Annotated in this window: 9 protein-coding genes; 3 read left to right on the top strand and 6 right to left on the bottom strand. The window is 40.9% G+C overall.

Annotated elements, in window-relative coordinates; all coding sequences use genetic code 11:
• The first annotated feature begins 306 nt into the window (after positions 1–306).
• From OQ267_RS10355 to OQ267_RS10365, 3 genes are all read left to right on the top strand, one after another.
• The gene (locus OQ267_RS10355) at positions 307–1,806 is read left to right on the top strand and encodes an acyl-CoA dehydrogenase family protein (protein ID WP_265835821.1); all 1,500 of its coding nucleotides are present in this window, start codon (positions 307–309) and stop codon (positions 1,804–1,806) included.
• Between the two features lie 1,048 nt (positions 1,807–2,854).
• Positions 2,855–6,034, top strand: coding sequence for a SusC/RagA family TonB-linked outer membrane protein (locus OQ267_RS10360; protein ID WP_265835822.1), 3,180 nt, complete (start codon positions 2,855–2,857; stop codon positions 6,032–6,034).
• A 10-nt stretch (positions 6,035–6,044) separates the two neighbouring features.
• On the top strand, positions 6,045–8,045 hold the full coding sequence (locus tag OQ267_RS10365) for a RagB/SusD family nutrient uptake outer membrane protein (RefSeq protein ID WP_265835823.1): 2,001 nt from the start codon (positions 6,045–6,047) through the stop codon (positions 8,043–8,045).
• A 395-nt stretch (positions 8,046–8,440) separates the two neighbouring features.
• Here OQ267_RS10365 and OQ267_RS10370 read toward each other — a convergent pair whose 3' ends face one another.
• The 6 genes from OQ267_RS10370 to OQ267_RS10395 form a co-directional block, all read right to left on the bottom strand.
• Positions 8,441–9,691 carry a glycoside hydrolase family 28 protein gene (locus tag OQ267_RS10370; protein WP_265835824.1) on the bottom strand — a complete coding sequence of 417 codons (1,251 nt, stop codon included), beginning with the start codon at positions 9,689–9,691 and terminating at the stop codon, positions 8,441–8,443.
• Positions 9,692–9,710: 19 nt separating this feature from the next.
• Entirely contained in the window at positions 9,711–12,476 is a 2,766-nt protein-coding gene (locus OQ267_RS10375) for a glycosyl hydrolase (RefSeq protein WP_265835825.1), read from the bottom strand.
• 10 nt (positions 12,477–12,486) lie between these two features.
• A complete protein-coding gene (gene rhaM / locus OQ267_RS10380; RefSeq protein ID WP_265835826.1) occupies positions 12,487–12,795 on the bottom strand; it encodes an L-rhamnose mutarotase in 309 nt (102 codons plus the stop codon).
• Between the two features lie 51 nt (positions 12,796–12,846).
• A complete protein-coding gene (locus tag OQ267_RS10385; RefSeq protein WP_265835827.1) occupies positions 12,847–15,294 on the bottom strand; it encodes a glycoside hydrolase family 31 protein in 2,448 nt (815 codons plus the stop codon).
• Positions 15,295–15,325: 31 nt separating this feature from the next.
• Positions 15,326–16,453 (bottom strand): glycoside hydrolase family 88 protein, encoded by a 1,128-nt coding sequence (locus OQ267_RS10390; protein ID WP_265835828.1) that lies wholly within the window; start codon positions 16,451–16,453, stop codon positions 15,326–15,328.
• A 99-nt stretch (positions 16,454–16,552) separates the two neighbouring features.
• Positions 16,553–19,459, bottom strand: coding sequence for a sugar-binding domain-containing protein (locus OQ267_RS10395; RefSeq protein WP_265835829.1), 2,907 nt, complete (start codon positions 19,457–19,459; stop codon positions 16,553–16,555).
• Between the last annotated feature and the right edge of the window lie 212 nt (positions 19,460–19,671).

Genomic DNA, 19,671 nt, shown 5'->3' on the forward strand with positions numbered 1-19,671 from the left:
GCAGCATGGTTAAAAATTAAAACTATTTGTACCGTGCGAACGTATATCATTAATCTTACGGACATTTATAATTTAATAAAAACCTATTTAATTAGAAAGATTCTAAATAATTATCAGCATTTTTGATAGATCTTTACTTGAATTATATTAAGATATGTAAAACTTATTTAACTACATTGCCCTTCAATGGCTAAGCCCGGGCTAAGTAATGATTAGCAAATAATAATGAACCTGAAAGATAACAGATATATTAATAAGAGTAAATCTGTTATAACATCTATAAATGAGCTTAACGAAGCATAAATAATGAATAATTTTAACCAGGAGTTTCCGGAATTTTTAAAAACATTTGAACAAAATCTAAAACATCTCTTTCAGGAAAAACATAATATTGATCAGCTAAGTCTGCAAAGAGGCCTTCCTCCGGAATTGCTGACAGAAATCATGGATCATGTTCCTTTATCAGTAGCCGTTCCATCAGCATTTGGAGGCAGAGGATGTAAGGTTAAAGAATGTCTCGGCATCCTGTCTGCAGCTTCCTATGAATCACTATCACTTTCTTTAACTTTTGGAATCAATATCGCCTTATTTTTAGAACCTGTGGCCAAATATGGGGATGATAAGATAAAAAAGGGAATATTCGATAAGTTTTTGAAAGCACAAAACATGGGTGGTTTAATGATCACTGAACCTAATTTTGGAAGTGATGCATTGAATATGCGCACTAAGAGTAAAGAAACTGAAAGCGGTTATAAAATTAAAGGGACAAAGCATTGGCAGGGACTCACCGGAATGGCCAATTACTGGATTGTAGCAGCCAGAAACGAAGGTGCCGACGGTTCATTAGCCCGGGATATCGATTTTTTTGTATGTGAGGATGCTATTGCAGCACAACAGATTCATGTAGAAGAATATTATGATAATGCCGGTTTATATCTGATTCCTTATGGATTGAACCAACTGGACCTTACCGTACCTAAAAACCAAAGGCTTAAACCTGAAACGACAGGCATTAAAATGATGCTGGATATTCTGCACCGAAGCAGAATGCAGTTTCCAGGAATGGGAATGGGCTTTATTAAACGCATGCTGGATGAAGCTTATCACCAATGTGATAACCGAAAGGTTGGTGTGGGTAATTTGCTTGGCATGGATAATGTAAAGTTTCAGATTTCCAGGTTGCAGGCAGCTTATACCATTTGTTCTGCCATGTGCGCCAAGAGTTCATCCATCAGTGGCATTGAAAACAATTTGGCTACCGAGGGATTGGAAGCCAATACCATGAAAACCGTGGTGACCGATTTGATGCAGGAAAGTGCACAATTATTGGTGCAGTTATCCGGTGCAAAAGGCTACCGCACCAGCCATATCGGCGGACGTGGCATTATGGATAGTCGCCCTTTCCAGATCTTTGAAGGATCCAATGAAATGCTTTACGCACAAATTGGCGAAATGATTATCAAAGGCATGAAAAAGCAAAAACAGCCTCAGCTTTATCAGTACTTAAAAGAATTTCCACTAACAGTAAAATCTGCTGATTATTTCAAAGCAGAACTTTCGTTCTCACCAGATGAACAACTGGCGCAAAGAAAACTGGTTGACCTCGGCAGAATCGTAGCCAGAATCATTTGTGTAGGCTATGTTATTGAGCTTGCAGAAAAAGGATTCAGAAAAGAACTGGTAGAGAATTGCATCATCATGCTGCAACAGGAAGTAGCCAGTTTAATTACCTCCCTTCGATTTAATAATAAGGTGGTAGAGGTTATTGATTACCATATGGACAGTTTATGGCTTGATTTTGCATAATCACATATCAAAAACACAGCATAGGAATTGATTTCCTGAATAGAAAATACAAGTCGTAGCCTTACACTACGACTTTTTGCTTTTGGTGAGGGGTCATATGCCCCCTATCCGCCTATCGCCCACTTTTCCCCTTGAAGGGAAAGGCCTGAAAAAAACATTTCTCGAAACCAAATCGTAAAATTATATGCGAATCTTTTTTTTTAAGCAGGGTGCCTGAAAGGCGGGGTGGTTGACCCCTATCCGCCTATCGGCACCTTTCCCCTTGAAGGGAAAGGGCGAAAGAAAATAATATTTATCGAAGCTAAAACTTAATTTCGGTCGGTGAGACACCGACCGATAGGTTTTGGCGATCGCTACTCCCCTCCTTTTTAAGGAGGGGTGCCCATCGGGCGGGGTGATTCGATTTGAAAAATCTCGTCATTCCGACCGCAGTGGAGGAATCTTTGAAATCGTAAATTATGATTATCAATAAACTCTGATTTCAAAGATCTCTACGTTTCGCTGCTGCCTGAAAAAGGCAGATGCTCCAGTCGAGAAGGACGACCTTGAAGTAAATTAACCCCTATCCGCCTATCGGCACCTTTCCTTTGGAAGAGAAATGCCTTATTTGTTAATTTTCACCTCTTAGCAGGATAGATCAGGATGGGTTAACAAAATAAAAGTCATAACCTCGTAACTACAATTAACCAGATATATTCTAAACGCTAAAAAAACCAATGATAAGTGGTTATGAAACAATTTTGTATTGAAATCAATTCAAAATGAGTTGCCTGATCTCAAAAAAAGAAAAACAACCAGACCAAGACTATTTCCTGCCTTAAAAATCAGTATCAGAAATCTTTTATCACAATTAATTTACAAAGAAAAATTGATCAGGGATAACCATGATTCTTAATGGTTTTATGGCTGAAATAATTTTCACTACATGATTCAGGCAGGCTTAAATAGCCTAGCCAGGAAAAAAATACCATACTAACTAAATATATCTAACCAATAATTAAAAATTATGTATTTCACTTTACATTCAAAGCCACATTACCGGCAAAATATGTCTGGAAGTAAAAAATTCCTGATTATGGGAATCTCTGCCCTTTCGCTGATGATAACGGGGAATTCGGCGCAGGCAGCCATTACCTATAAAACGGAATCGCTCACAATTAAAAAAGGGAAGAATTTCGATGATACAGTAAAAGGAAAAATCACTGATGATAAGGGTGCCACGCTGGTAGGCGTAATCGTTAAGCTCAAAAATACCACTTTAGTTACCACAACCGATGCAAATGGTGCATTCTCCATTACCATCCCTTCAGGCACTTCCAACCCTGTTCTGGTGATATCATATGTGGGATATACCACTCAGGAAGTTCCGGTAAACGGACAGGCAAACATAACCATTCAGATTAAAAGTGCTATTAATGACCTGGAAGAAATTGTAGTGGTAGGTTACAACACGGTAAAGAAAAGTGATTTAACCGGAGCGGTGGTAAGTGTTGGCGCAGAAGAAATCAGATCCAGACCGGTAACCAACGCTTTGCAAGCCATTCAAGGTAAGGCTGCAGGTGTTGATATTACTTCGAATGAGCGTCCGGGGCAATTGGGAAGCATCCTGATTCGTGGTGTGAGATCACTAACGGCCAGCAATTCTCCTTTATATGTGGTGGATGGAATTCCTTTACAAGCAGGTGGCATAGATGCAATTAATCCGAATGATATTGAAACGATTGATATCCTGAAGGATGCATCAGCAACAGCAATTTATGGATCGCGTGGTGCCAACGGTGTAGTTTTAGTGACGACCAAAAAAGGTAAAGCCGGAAGGTTAACATTGGATTATGTAGGTACCGCAACCATCGAAACCCTGAATGACCGAATGGACATGATGAATTCTGGTGAGTACATTGAATTTCGCCGCGATGCTTATCGCCGCACGGCATATTTAAACTCCATAAACGGCACCAATATACAACCCATTTATGCCTATCCGGTGATTGCAACCCAGGCTGCCGATAGAGAGATTTTCAAACAAGATCCCAATATGCTGACCAATCTGGATAAAGGCTGGGTAAATGGCGTGTTTGATGGCAGTTTAGTGCCCACAACCGATTGGGGCGATCTGGTAACCCGAACTGGCGTTACACAAGATCATGTATTGAGTGTAAGTGGTGGCACAGATAAAATTAAAGCTTATGGATCTTTTGGTTACTTAAATCAAACTGGTACGCAACTGGGGCAGGATTTTGAAAGATACAGCGGCAAACTAAGTATCGAAATAAACCCGGTAAAGTGGTTTAGAATGGGTGCAAATCTTACTGCAACCTATGGTTTACAAAACTATGGCTTCCAGGCCGCCAGTGCATCAGGGGCAGGAAATATTTATGCCGCCGCACGCGGCATGCTTCCGTTAGCTATTCCATTTGATGCCAATGGCAACAGAATTAATTTGCCTGGCGGAGACATTAACATCCAGAATCCAGTTTTAGAAGCCGATTACAACATCAACCTTCGTAAAACTTTAAGAACGCTGGGCTCTGTTTTTGCTGAGGTTAATTTATTGAAGGGCTTAAAATACCGCATCAATTTTGGTCCTGATTTTTCGAATTTTTACAATGGCAGGTTTCAGGACGCCAAGTCGGTTAATCGTGATGCTGGTGTACCGGGATCCATCAACAACTATGCGCAGTTAAATCAAAGCAATCGGTTTGCTTACACCTTGGATCACTTATTATATTATGATAAAACCATTAATAAGCACAATTTCGGCGTAACCTTATTACAAAGTTCCTCCTCCTTCCGTGAAGAATCTTCCTCTTTAACCGGAAGCAAGATCTCCTTACCCAATTCACTTTGGTATGGTTTAAATACCGGAAACATTACAGGCTTAGATGCCTTTGACACCAACTTAAGAAAATCAACTCTGGTTTCATACATGGCCAGAGCCAACTACAGTTTCAACAGCAAATACCTGTTAACGGCATCAGCACGCTGGGATGGCGCATCGCAACTCGCGGCAGGAAACAAATGGGATTTCTTCCCTTCAGCGGCATTGGCCTGGAGACTGGAGCAGGAAGATTTCATGAAAAATATTAAATGGGTAGATCAATTAAAACTGAGATTGGGCGTAGGTAGCACCGGCAACTCATCAGTAGATATTGGCAGCACCCTCGGATTGTTACAACCCTTAACTTATACTTATGGCAGTTCAGCCCAAACCGGCTACGTTTCATCAGATGCCTCATTAGCCAACCCGATTCCATTACCAAATAAATTGTTAAGCTGGGAAAAAACTTTACAATACAATTTAGGTTTGGATTTTGATATCTTAAAAGGAAGAATCAGCGGATCATTGGATATTTATAAATCTAAAACCACAGACCTTATCCTACTCAAAAAAATCGCCTCTGTTAATGGTTATACTACTTCTTACGATAATATTGGTTCAACCAAAAACAAAGGTCTTGATTTGACCTTAAATACCGTGAATATCAAAACCAAAGATTTCACCTGGGAATCTACATTGAATTTCTCTACCAGTAAAGATGAAATTGTTAAGTTAGACAATGGCGATATGGTTATTGATCGTTTCTTTATCGGGCAAAGAAATGGCGTGGCCTATGATTTTGTGAAAGAAGGCATCTGGCAGAATACGCCGGAAGATTTAGCCGAAATTGCAAAATATAAACAAAATGGAGTTACGTTTAGTCCTGGAAGCATTAAGGTTAAAGATTTAAATGGCGATTATAAAATAGATGCCAACAATGACCGTCAGATTTTGGGCCATTACAATCCAAGCTGGACGGGTGGTTTAACCAATACCTTTAGCTACAAGCGATTTGACCTATCCATTTTTATTGTTGCACGTTATAATTTCCTGATTCAAACCGGAGCAGAAGCACTCCAGGGCCGTTTCGCACAAAGGGTTGTAGATTACTGGACACCAACTAACCCCACAAATGCTTATCCGGCACCCAATTATGCCAGTGCCAGCGGAGACCAATATGTAAGTGCATTAAACTACCAGGATGCTTCCTTTATTAAAATCAGGAATATCTCGCTGGGTTACAACTTTGCATCAGAGATGGCTAAAAAATTAACCTTATCACGGTTAAGGATTTATGCACAGGCCATTAATCCGGGTTTAATTTATTCAAAAGTAAAATGGATTGATCCGGATTTAGGTGGTTCTACTTTTAACAGAGGATTTGTTTTCGGCATTAATGCTAGCTTCTAACCAAAATAACATGAAAAAGATTATCAATATATTATCAGGAATGGCCCTGTTAAGCGGGTTAATGATTTTACCAACCTCCTGCAAAAAAAGCTTTTTAGACGAAGAGGTCATCAATTCACACAATACCTCTGATTTTCAAACCGCGCTGGGTCTTGATGGCTTAGTGATCGGAATGTACCAGAGTTTAAAGTTTCATTTCAACTATACCTGGGCTTACACCACCACCAATTATGGTGTAGACGAATTTACGGTTGGTGGAGACCGCACAGAACAAATGTTTAACTCTTACGATGGAAATTTAAACTCCCTTTCCGGCGATGTGGCAGCCGTTTGGGATAATATGTATGGCAGCATCAACTCGGCTAACATTGTTATTAAAAATGTGCCGGTTTACTACGAAGGTGCCAATAAAAATACCCGTTTGGGTGAAGGCTATTTTATGCGCGCCTTTGATTATTTCAAACTGGTTAAACAGTTTGGTGCAGTGCCCTTAAAACTTGAACCTTCTGAAGTTATTCAGGAAGAATTTACCAGAAGCCCGGCAAAAGATGTTTATGCCCAGATTATACTGGATTTTACAAAAGCCTATGATCTGTTGCCTGCCACCGTTACGGAAACCGGCAGAATTTCAAAAGGGGCAGCCGCACATTTTTTAGCAAAAGCATACCTTTTCCGTGCCAGTGAAATTAACAATGCCTGGAACAGCGACACCAAAACAGCCGATTTACAAAATGCCATTAAATATGCCGACCTGGTGATCAACAGTGGTAGTTATACACTTGCCACGAATTTCAGTGATTTATGGAACTTCACTACAGTGGATGGAGCCAATGAAACCAACAGGGAAGTGATTTTGGCTGCGCAATTTTCCAATAACATTACCACGCAGGGCCGTTATGGCAATCAGATCCATTTATATTATCCGTCCGTGTATCAAACACTTCCGGGCATGGTACGTGACCTTGCTGGTGGACGTGAATTTCAGCGATTAAAATCTACAGATTATGCTTTGGATGTTTTTGACCGGGTAAATGATTCCAGATTCTGGAAAAGCTTTAAAACAAGATATGTATCCAATAATCCGGCGAGTGCACCAAAATGGACCGCTGCAACAGCACCTACGCCTGCCCAGGTGGGCCAGGCTAAATTTGCCGGAGGAGAAGAAGCTGTTTTGTATATTGTGAATGATGCCGGTGATACACGATACACTCCACTTGTTGCCAATGCCAATAACCCGCTTCCAACTGATATTGGTCGACGCAAACCAAGTATGTTTGTGCGGTATTTTGCAGGCCAGCCACAGAGCTATTTAAATGCACATGGCAACTACGGTGTGAGCCAGTTTGTCGCTTTATCTAAATTTATGGATGGATCCAGGAATCTGGTGGCTTCTCAATTTGGACAGCGGGATGGTATTCTGGCCCGTTTAGCCGAAACCTATCTCATTGCAGCCGAGGCTTACGGACGGTTGGGCCAGTATGCACAAGCCCTTCCTTATTTAAATAAAGTAAGAGACCGCGCTGCTTATAAAGATGGTGAAAACCGGGAGAGTTATGTTGACGGAGGCATTTCATACAAAACAAACCCGGCTACAAATGCTACAGCCCTTTCATCCTACTCGGATAAAAACACCTATTTTGAATCGAATAACATTCCGGTTACTTCTGCCAGTACCTTAACTTCCATGCACTTAAACAGTGATGGAGATATCTTTAATTCTAACAGAGAATTTTTTGATAAAATCGGGGCAACTGCTCAGAGCGATAAATTTATTGCCTTCGTATTAAATGAACGATCGAGAGAATTAATGGGTGAGCTTCAGCGATGGGAAGATCTGGCCCGTACCAAAACATTGGTGGCCCGAACAGCTGCATTTAACAGTGAAGCGAAACCGATTGAAGGTAAACATTATTTAAGGCCGGTTCCGCAGTCGTTTCTGGATGTGATTAAAAACAACGGAAGTGCATTAAGCCCTGCGGAAAAGCAGGCCATGCAAAATCCGGGCTGGTAATTCAAATACGCTATGCTTAGTTAATAGGGAGTATTATTGATTTGAAATGCTGGTTAATACTCAGACTTCATCTAATGATTGTTTTCTTATCGCCAGTTTAAATGTGTTAATCATTTTTTTTCGGTTGGTGAGACACCAAACGATAGCATTCTTGATACGCTATGACTATTTTTCATCTACTGGTTGGTGTCTCACCAACCAGTTTGAATGTATTAATCATTTTTTTTCGGTTGGTGAGACATCAACCGATAGCATTCTTGATACGCTCTGACTATTTTTCATCTACTGGTTGGTGTCTCGCCAACCAGTTTAAATGTATTAATCATTTTTTTTCGGTTAGTGAGACATCAACCGATAGCATTCTTGATACGCTCTGACTATTAAAGACTTCGCATTTAATGAACTATCGCTTTTCCATTCACCATCACATTTTCAAATTGCACGTCTTCATACTTATTATTAAGCACCGGATTTGAAGTGGTGACCTCAACATTTATGAAGCTAAAATCCGATACCTGATCCAGTGGATTACCCTGCATTACTCCAAACTTTGTGCTCTTCACTTTGATATTGGAGACTTTAATGTTTTTAATGATGCCAAAGGGTTTTGCTTCAGTTGCTCCTAAATCAAAAAACTGACTCCAGGAGTTTAAATCAATCACTGAACCACAAGTTCCTGTGATGTGATCGATAGTGATATTTTCAAATACCTGGAAGGTATCTCCACGCATTTTAAATTTTAAGATGGGACAATTATTTTCCATCACACAATTTTTCATTGTAATGTTTTTGGCATGGATGCACTCGCTCCCAATGGTCAGCGTGGCATGTGAAGGACCAAACCTGCAGTTTTCAATCAGCACATCCTCTACTATTCCATTTTGTGGCAACTGATGTGCCGTAGGACCTTTTCCACCCTTCATCACAATGGCATCATCATTTACGGAGATGTAGCAGTTCCTGATTGTAACATGCTTACAAACATCGAGATCTATACCATCAGAACTGGGTGCAGGAACGGGTTTAAAAGGCGATTGAATGTTGGTATCTTCCACCAATACGTCATTGCACTGGTACAGATGGGTTGTCCAGAAACCCGAATTGCGCAACTGTACCTGTTGAATTTTAACATGATCGCTCTTCCAGATAAAGATTAACCTTGGTCGGCTGACTTCGAGATTATTTGACGTTTTACCCAATTTTTTCATTTCCTCACGATGTGCCCAAAAGGTTTTCCAAAACTTCAATCCATTGCCATTGATGGTACCAGGGCCTTTTATGCTAAATCCATCTACACCATAGGCATTGATCAGGGCTGCATAATAATCCAAACTTTGCCCTTCCATTCGGGAAGGAATAAATGGATAATCCTTTATCTCATCCGAACCTTTTAACACCGCCCCTTCCTGCAACACTAAACTGGTTTTTTGCTTAAAAAACAATGCCCCGGTTAAATAAGTTCCTTTGGGGATAACAATCACCCCACCACCTTTTGCAAAGGCCTTGTCGATTACTTTTTGAATCGCCCGGGTTTGAATGACCGTACTATCTGACCTTACGCCGTAATGCAAAATATTATATTGCTGCGCCTTTACCGGACGTAAAAAAGCAGTAAGCAATGCAAGTATGTATAAAGATTTCATCATATTTAAAAATAACCTTAATTTATGGGTAGGGTGTAATCATCACCGGACCGATTAAACCGGAAGGCATTACAGACCAGTTCGAAGCGTCAAAAGGTTTGTAATCAATGTTTACGAAATTGATTTCATGATAATTGCGCCATGGAATTTTCCTGATATCCATATCCCTTATCCGGTTAGCCATCAGGTTTACCACTTCAATTTTAATGGTATTATTTCCTGCTTTTAAATACTGACCAATACGGGCTTCAAATGGAATGCTCCACAATATCCCGACTTCCTTTCCATTGATCCATACTTTTGCACTTTCATTTACCTGCCCAAGGCTGAGCACATATTCTTTAGCCGTTTTCGATGATAAATTAAAATGACTGGTGTACAAACCTGTTCCGGAGAACACGGCAAGTTCAGGGTCTTTTAAATCTGTCCAGGAGATTAATTTATTCAATGTTTGATCTTCCGGAAGTACTGGTCCACCTGTCGTAAAATGCAGTGTCCATGGCTGGGTGATCAAAATAGGTTTCCCTCCTTTATCAAGATAGTTCCAGGCTAAATTTTGAGTATGCCTGGCTGAAATATTCAGGAAAAGCGATTGCCCCGATTTGATCTGCACCCGAACCTGATTGCCTTTCATGGTACCCGAACCAATTGATCCGCTTTGCGGATCCATGATCACCACCTCACCCACTGTATTAACTCGCAAATCAGTGTCTATGTCTTTTGCCGTATGGTTCACCAGGTAATAATAAGTATCGCTGTTATTTTTTCGCCGGATGAATTTCAAACCTGTATCTGTCAGTGTTTCACGGTTAATGTGGCATTGCAACAGTGCCCGCTTCACATCCTGAGCTAAAATCATTTCTCCTTTTCCGGTTTTAAAGCTTGAAAGGCCATTTCCATCTGCTTGAAAGTTCAAGCTGGCCAATGCCAATTTCAGCTTCGCTCTTCTGTTTTCCAGGTCATTCAACCCCGGAACATCTGTTGGCAATTGCTGAAAAATAACCGTTGCACCTTTATTTGCCAATTGAATAATATGATTCAAAGTTTCGAGGTTCATCAGTTTACTTTCCGGAATGATGAGTACTTTATAAGGGGATGCATTTTCTGAAGTTTGCAGCAAGTGGCCAGTGGCCTTTGTTCGAATTAACACCCGGTCAGAAGCAAAATCGTATGCATAACCAGTTTTCGATAAGTCTTTAGCCAGTTGGTAAAAAGCGGTTGGATGCAACCATTCATCTACATCGTGTACTTTCAGTGGCATATCCAAACCCTTCGCCTTATTCCATACATCATAAACTGGCCAGTAAATTAATAATTCATTATCGGGTTTTCCAGATTGCAGGATGGATTGACACCGGGCAATGTATTGATTAAGCCCATTGGCATGCGGCCACAAACTATTATTGGGATTCATTTCCACAGAGGCATAAAACAACCATCCCGGCCAAGGTATATCTTTTGGAGAGTTGGTGGTACCATGGTAGAAGATATGATTAACACCTGATAAAAACAGTTGCTCAGCCTCGGGTTTACACTGTGAATAGGAGGTTTTAAAATGCTCAGTCAGCCAGGTAAACGTTTCAGAAGACACCAGTGTTTTGCCATTGGTATGCGCTGCTGAGGCCGCAAATTTACTCATCACCGGGTCAGGATCTACATTTCTGATATCGGCCGCATCTCTGCGCAAACCCGGAATATCGAAGTGACTTGAACCAAAGGTTTCCGTTTCAGGAATATCCACGGCACCATAAAGATCAAGCAGATTACCCGGTGAACCGTGCGATTGATTTTTAGTCATTGATTTTAAGCCATGTGCCCAATTGGTCCAGTTTTTAGTAAAGTTATGGAGCAACAGCTCGTCCATCGTTTCCCGGTAATCTGATTTTAAACGGGCGATATTTTCATCTGTACTATCCTTACCGGCAAGCTCTTTAAGATGTTTTTCAAGTGCGTAACCCCTGTTTTTTTTAAATTCACTAAAAAAATCCGGGGTCCAGGTGGCGCCATACACTTCATAGCTATCATTGAAAAAAGACCTGATGCCTTGTGGTTGATGATGGAAAGCTTCCGTGAATCGCTTCAGATATACATCAACAGATTTCCGATCCAGGTGATCGAGTGTAAAACCCTCTCCGCCCGGAGCAGCACGCTTGACTAATTGCCTTGTTTTTCCAGAAAAAGCAGCATCAATATTCCACATGCCTGATTTTGGCGACCAGGATACAGTATTATCTTTTTGAAGAAAAGGAAGCAGGTTTTCTGTTTCACCATTGGGACCATAAGCTGTTAAGGCTTGTAAGCGGGCAAAATCCTGCTTTTCTTCCTTTACCTTTATGGGTCCAGGCAGTTGCTCACCAGCATTCAGTTTATAATCCTGAATAATCAGTTTGCTTGCGGCATATTCCGGTTTAATTTGGGGTCCGCCAAAGGGCCATCCTGTTCCGGTATTCATATCTACGCCCATTCCAAGCAGATTTGCTTGTTTTACTGTGTAATGCAAGGCATCTATCCAGGCGGGTGAAAGAAATTGGAGGTACTTTTTTTCGAAACCCACGGCACCGTAAATGGGCGTGATTTCTACCCCGCCTAAACCAGCTGCAGCATATGCTTTTAAAACATCATCAAGATTCTGGTTATCAACGGCATTTCCCATCCACCACCACCTGGTCCATGGCTTCATCTGCTTTTCCACTTTAGGCCAGCCCACCATTTTTTTTGCAGGCAATTGTGCTTTCACATTCGTTAAAAGGGTAATGGCAGCCAAAAGTAATGTAAAGAATCTTTTCATTTTATCAGACTTAGTTGAGGTGAAATACCATGGTTAAGGGCTGCGATATGGGCGAGTGATCCGGATTCGTTTCCATAATATCTGCCATGTAAGCCCACCATTTCTGAACAATAGCCGTGCTTCCAAGGTCTTGTGATGAATTTCCGTTCTGCCGCTGTACTGCAAATAAGGTATTGGTTTCTTCATCTAAAAAGATGGAATAATCACTTACTCCGTTTTCTTTTAATAATGCAGACAATTCAGGCCAGATTTCATCATGGCGTTTTTTATATTCATCCGCAAAACCGGATTTTAGTTTCATTTTGAATGCAATTTTCATTTCTATTTGTCTAAATTCCGTAGGGTGAATCCTCTATCTAAAAGGTTTAACTTAATTTATCTTCAGGACAATATCCTCTTCATTATTGCCAATTGATTTGATCCAAAGGATTTTATTTTTTTGATCATAATACCACCCTGCACTTTCATCCAGCTGACCTGCTTTTTTTACCGCATCCACATTCCTGGCATTTTCAGAAACTGCCTTTGGGGCCATATTTTTATTCCAGTGGATTTTGGCCAGGTAACGGTGTGCTGCAGATTTAAATGTTCCGGAGGGCTTTGCGATTTTCAAAACCAAAGCATTATCAGTTAATGAAGAAGTAATTTTGGTTAGGGCAAAATTTCCGGTTTTATATTTTGCGCTTAGGTTATCATCCTCGTAAAATTTATAGTTCGATTCGCCATGAGGAAAAACATCTAGAGTCATCACATCAACAGGCTTTTCACCGGTATAAATCATTTCCGGCTGCATGGGAATAATAGCGCCTGCCTTCACAAAAAGCGGTATGGTATCTAATGGTGCCACGACATGATGATAGCTTTTGCCTTCATACTTTTCTCCTGTCCAATAATTAAACCATGTTCCTTCCGGCAGGTATACGGATCTGGTAATGGCACCTTTGGTAGTTACCGGTGCCACCATCAGGTGATCGCCCAACATATACTGATCGCCGATTTCATATACATTTTCATCATCCTGGTCATTCAGCACCAAAGCCCGCATCATGGGTAAACCTGTTTCGTATTGCTGGTGCATGCTGGTGTACAAGTACGGGAATAAACGGTAACGCAAAAGATCATACTTTTTAAAATTCCTCAGGGCATCTTCACCATAATTCCAGGGTTCTTTATAACCCGGATGATCCATTCCAAAAACCAATGCAATCGGACTAAACATGCCAAACTGTACCCAGCGGATATATAGCTCTGGATCGGCCTGGTGCTCAAATCCACCCATACAATGTGCCCATAAACCTACGCCTGAAAGACCAACATTTAAACCGGCTTTAATTACAGGCGCAAAATACTGCCACTCACTTGGCCAGTCGCCGGCAAAAATGTAAGGGTAACGCTGGATACCGGAATAACCTTCGCGGGTTTGGTTTAGCCCCCTGAAACCATTAAATTTCTCAAATTCCAAAAAGGGTGCCTTAGCATAAGCTATCGGAAAAACATTGTGCAAGCGTTCAGCATCCTTTCCTACAGGCCCAACCTTTTCGCTTTCATTGGCCAAAGCGCCAAAAGCACTCCCCTCATCTGTTTTAAGAAATTTTGCACCTAAATTAGCCACACGCATCACGCCGTTTTCCCACCACCATTGCGTTGCCTTTTCATCAAAGAAGTTCACAAACTCCCCGGGCTTTCCATGCTCCGGATAGGTATAACCTTTGGCCCGGGCCTGATCAAGTAAATTTAATTTTTTTGCATTATCAAACCGCGGACGAAGGTGTAAGCCTACCATTTTATAATTCATGGCATAAAGGCTGTCGAACATTCCTTTGGGATTTTTAAAAGTTTCCCTCCACTCAAAAGAAGTAGCTCCTTTACCGCCGGTTTCTCCGAACAACCTCCAGGTAGAATCCAACCAGAGTAAATCGACCGGAATACCTAATAACCTGTACTTTTTGGCCAGTTCAATCACATATTGATCGGATGTTTTTTCTTCATGCCCCCAGGTACCACCACTATACGTACCAGCATGCAGGCCTAAGGCAAACTGCGGCAACATCGGTGATTTTCCGGTTATGGCGGTATAAGCATTTAAGATAGCCGGAAAGGTTGGTCCATAAATAAAGTAATAATCCAGTTCGCCATCAGCTGCGTTAAATGTATATTGATTTTTATTTGTGGCGCCCATATCCCAGGTGGTGGCAAAAGAATTGTGCATAAAAATGCCATAACCCTTGGTACTCATCAAAAATGGTATCGGGCAATAGTTGGCTTCTAAAATATTATAGGCCCCGATGGCATGTGGCAAACCTTTTCCACGTCCAACATTTAAGGTCAGTTTTTTGAAGCGGCGATCCATGAAATCCATGCGTTCCCCAAAACCAAAGAAATGCTCATCAGCCTGAAGTTTTTTGGTTACACCAACCTCCGTATTGTTTTTAACCATTGAACCACCACTTTCAGCTATAAGTATTTTTCCTTTTAAATCAGAAACATCTATCTTAAAAGGACTTTTATTGATCCTGATTTTCAACTTGGCAGTAGTCAATAAGAAATGATCTTTCTGCTCTACTACTTTAATGCTCACATTTTCCCAAACGTATTTAATGACCATCAGGTTTTCATTAGGCTCAAACTTTCCATTCCAGCTGGTTCTGATCCTGAACATTCCTGGTGTACATAAATCAAGTTTAACCACACCATTAGTCATGTTCATGGAAATCGAATTACCCTGCCTTTTAAATGCATTTTTGTAATCGCCGATGGTTTGTCCAAAAGCAACAGTCGACAAAAACATCAATAAAAGGGTAAAAAATTTATTCAACATGGTAATTATTTTGGAATTTTACAGGCTTACTTTATTTTTTTATTTTATAAACTTCGGTGCCCGCCAACAGGAAGCAACCTAAACCATAATCCTCAAAATCAGGTGTATGGGTGAAGTTTACCGGTTGTCCGTCTTTTGGTTCTTTTCCTGTTCCCTGTACATAGCCCAAAACTCCATTTGGATGAACGGCATCTTTCGCCATGGCATTCCAGGCTTTGGTAATCACGGGCAGATAAGTGTCTTGATCTAAAATACCCTGATTTACCCCCCAGGCCATGCCATAAGTAAATAAAGCTGTACCAGATGTTTCCTTTCCGCCAAAATGATTGGGATCATGCAGACTTACATTCCAGAAACCATCAGCACGTTGCAAAGGCACCAAAGCTTTAATCATTTCGTGATAGGTTTTTAAATATTCCGCATAGCCAATGGCATCTTTAGGCATCGTTTCCAACACCCGAACCAGGGCTGCCACTACCCAGCCGTTTCCACGCGACCAGTAGCAGTTTGCCCCATTTGGTTCTTTATACGGTGGGACAAAATCCTTATCCCGCCACCAGAGTCCATCTTTTGCATGGTACAAACCACCACCTTCTACGTTTTTGCTGTGGAGATACATTTTGTACATGTGTTCATAGTAAGCCGTGTCATTATAAACTTTACCTAATTTTGCAAACACGGGCATGGCCATTTGCAAAGCATCAATCCAGGTCCAGTCTTTCACCTTATTTGATAAAATCATCAAATCCATTGAGGCTTTAATGTCTCTGATGCGTTCCGGTTTTTTATCGATGTTGTACAGATCAATATAGGTTTGTCCGCAGGCCTGGTTATCGGCATCGCGGGTTTTAACGCCATCCCTCAATCCCCATTGATGTTTATCACCCCATTGAACGGCATAATCATAATAAGTTTGATCAGGATAAATCTGATACAAAGCCATTAAACCTTCGTAATAAACCGCCCTTGTCCATAGATTACTGGGTCTTTCCTTATTGGTGATGATTGATTTACCGGCATCAGGCCACTTATGCATAAAGTAAGCATTGGTAGATTTCAGGGCTTTCAAAATGGCTTTCTTTTTGGGCAGTTTCTGCGCAAAAATGAGCTGACAGGACAAGCTCATCAGTAAGGCAAAGCAGCATATAAATTTCTTCATGTCAATATATTGGTTAGTGTTTTCAATGCAATGGAATCTTTCGCGCCTATTTACTTTAGGCTTAAGGCTGATTCATTTTCTGCAATGTCATTTCTTATTTTAATTTGTTTTTGATTTTGGCTTTAATTCATCGGGACTATCCTTTGTAAAAGTATCAAACTGAATTTTGGATGGACTTTCAAAAATGTCTTTCACCTTCTCAAAGGCAACTTCATATTTTGGGTTAAATTTATCTGACATCATGTATTGCTGCAAGCTAAAATACAATTGTTGTGCTTCAGGTACATCTTTTAAATCAGGTGATAGGTTTGCACTGGAAACCATAAGCTTCCCCTTGCCTACTTTCGCTTCCATTACTAAGGCTAACCTCCGGTTTAAAAACCAGGTATCGATTGGCTGGATAATCGGTCTGAATCCTGAAGGAAAATCTTCAAGGTTCATCACCTGTGCCTTATTTACAATTTCCCACCATTGCATATCACTGTGATTTTCAGTAGGGAAGTTTTCAAAAGCCGGATGTTTAGGATCGCAAAGAATACCTAAAGTATGCGGTGGACGCATCTTAAACCAGGAAGTATTCCAGAAAACTGGCAGGAAAGTTTGAACCACTTCCTTCCCTTTTACCACTTTGCCTGCCGCATTTAAAAATACATTTCCGCCTTCATCCAGTATTTTCCTGGCCTTTTCATCCAATTCGTCTGTATAATAGACATTGGTTTTCAATTGCGGAAGTGTGACCGGATAAACCCAGAAATTCCAGTCGTTGGCAAATTCAGTACCTTCAATAGATACCTCCAGGTTAATATGCGTGGCCTTTTGAATGGCTTTTAATGGAAAACGGATATCGCCTACCTGAATGCAGTTGCCAATGGGTAATGTCCTTCTGCCAAATTTCCCTTTGCCCAAAACAGCACCCGCGTCGTTTTTAATGGTCCATAAAATGTTTATATTTACCAAAGGTACCTTGCCGAAATGAGCCACTTCTACGGCCGCATCCAAACTTTCTGCATTGGTATAAACGAACTGCGGAACCTTCAGTAACGGAACCGCACTGTTTGAAAAACGTTTAAAAGCTTTTGCCGTAATGTATCCCTTTTCATCCCAAAAAGCATCCAATACTCCAACTAAAGCCGTTCCCTGTCCGGGATAATCATTTAATGATAATAATTGGTAGCCGTTGTAATTGGGGGTTCTCAACGCTTTCTCGATTTCATTTTTATAACACAGTGCCTGCAATTTGCCCGAAGCCATTAAGAAATCCTTTGCCTGATTGGCCATATCATGATCGGCTAAATCTTCCTGAAACATTTCAAAGTTCTTCGCCCGGTAAACGCCGGTATATTTTTTTATTTCTTCAAAATTCGGGAACGCACAGTACTGTCCCATTTCATGTGCCACAAACGGAACGGTAAATTGTTCAATCTGTTTGGCATAAGTAGACATGCTTTCCGGCTTTTTAGCCCAGTCTAAACCTCTTGCCCCCGCCCTAACCATAAATTCATTGTTTGGAATGACGGGCCAGCTTCCGCCAACCGAAGCACCGGTATACAGTCGGCGTGAATCTTTCGCTTTCCAGTAGTTATTGAATTTAGTTAAGTATTCTACCTGCCGGCCCCGAGGTTCGTTGCCGTAAGCCATCATACAAAAAGAAGCATAATTGCCATAGCTCTTGGTCATCCGGTTGGTTTCATCATAAATGAACTGATCGATAGGCTTTCCTTCACCAATAGCGGTACCATGATTGGCCCAGCTTGGCCCTTCAGGCTGCAAATAAAAGCCTGTTAAATCTGCCGCAATAAAAGCAGCTTCGGGCGGGCACCAGGAATGAAAACGCATATGGTTTAAGCCATGTGCTTTCGAAATTTTAAAAATTCTTTCCCAGGCCGCCACATCCATGGATGGGTAACCTGTGAGCGGAAATTCGCAGTTGTTTACCGTTCCACGCAAAAAAACCGGGCGACCATTGATTTCAAAATTTCTACCTACAGCTTTGAATTCACGCATCCCGAATTGAATTTGTTTTTCATCTCTTTTACCGTCATCAGCGAGCAATGTCGCAGTCAAGCGGTATAGTGCAGGATCAAATTCATCCCATGTTGCGATTTTATTGCCCATGGGTAAGTTAATTTCCAGTAACTCAGTTCCTTTTTTGAGCTGATAAGGCACCGTAACCGACTTTACCATGAGGATATTTTTAGTGTTGAAACTTTTGGCTGATAAGGTGATTTGACCATTTGAAGCAAGCTTATTTCCAGATTTTAGCTCGATCTTAACTTTTACAGCCTTGTTCTTCAGATCAGGATAAACCTGCATGTCCTCAAAATAAACCGGTGAGCCCGCCTGCAGAAACATTTTGCCTACTACCCCATTCCAGTTACCCTGTGTATGATCCGTGAGGCTATGCGAGTCCTGCCCTACGTTAATGGCTTTGATTCGATTATCAATTAAAAGTGTAAGGGTATGTTTGCCTGGCTTAAGGTGAGCCGGAAGTTCAAAATTTTGCGCCACCACAAAAGTATATTGTGTGCCGATTTCCACATCATCCAGCCATACACGGGTTTCTGAGTGTGGATATTCCAGTGACAAAATCACTCTTTTACCTTTCCAGTTTGCCGGAATGTCTACATCTTTTTGGTACCAGGCAGCACCGGTATAATGCTTAGCCGGTGTAAGCCAAAATGGAATTTTGATGTTTCCGGGTTGGCGATATTTCTCCAACCGGGGATGAAAAAAATAAGAGCTGTCGTAAATACTTCCTGTCCATTTTGTTTTTAAAGTAATATCATCTCCTTTAAGGTTTTCGGCCATCGAACCAGGCAAATTAATCGATTCCGGTAAGGTTGATGAATACCATTTTGCCAGGATGCCTTCATCACCGGCATCTGTTTTAAACCTCCACTTTCCCTGTAGTGAAATGGTTTGTGCAGAAGCCGCTATTGAATATATAGAGATGAAGCAAAATGCTGCAATAAACCACTTCAAGGATAAAAATCTTTTTATTTGCATAATTTTTAAGCGAAATAAATGCAAAAGCATTCGGTATATCTGGTTAAAGCCACTATTATAGGATTAAAAATACACCCGGGCAACCTGTAGTGTCCTGCTTAAGAAGAATGATCCTGTTAGAAACGTTTAAATTGGGTTTATGGCTTCTGTAAAATATTTGCGATGCGATGAATAAGGTTATAAGCAGCTCAGAACTTTGCCAGTTTTAATAT

Source organism: Pedobacter sp. MR22-3, from assembly GCF_026240075.1.
In the GTDB taxonomy this organism is placed as follows: Bacteria; Bacteroidota; Bacteroidia; order Sphingobacteriales; family Sphingobacteriaceae; genus Pedobacter.

Bases quoted from the DNA above. Each gene is read 5' to 3' on its own strand.
- OQ267_RS10355 (WP_265835821.1), top strand. From the start codon at position 307: ATGAATAATTTTAACCAGGAGTTTCCGGAATTTTTAAAAACATTTGAA.
- OQ267_RS10360 (WP_265835822.1), top strand. From the start codon at position 2,855: ATGTCTGGAAGTAAAAAATTCCTGATTATGGGAATCTCTGCCCTTTCG.
- OQ267_RS10365 (WP_265835823.1), top strand. From the start codon at position 6,045: ATGAAAAAGATTATCAATATATTATCAGGAATGGCCCTGTTAAGCGGG.
- OQ267_RS10370 (WP_265835824.1), bottom strand. From the start codon at position 9,691: ATGATGAAATCTTTATACATACTTGCATTGCTTACTGCTTTTTTACGT.
- OQ267_RS10375 (WP_265835825.1), bottom strand. From the start codon at position 12,476: ATGAAAAGATTCTTTACATTACTTTTGGCTGCCATTACCCTTTTAACG.
- rhaM (WP_265835826.1), bottom strand. From the start codon at position 12,795: ATGAAAATTGCATTCAAAATGAAACTAAAATCCGGTTTTGCGGATGAA.
- OQ267_RS10385 (WP_265835827.1), bottom strand. From the start codon at position 15,294: ATGTTGAATAAATTTTTTACCCTTTTATTGATGTTTTTGTCGACTGTT.
- OQ267_RS10390 (WP_265835828.1), bottom strand. From the start codon at position 16,453: ATGAAGAAATTTATATGCTGCTTTGCCTTACTGATGAGCTTGTCCTGT.
- OQ267_RS10395 (WP_265835829.1), bottom strand. From the start codon at position 19,459: ATGCAAATAAAAAGATTTTTATCCTTGAAGTGGTTTATTGCAGCATTT.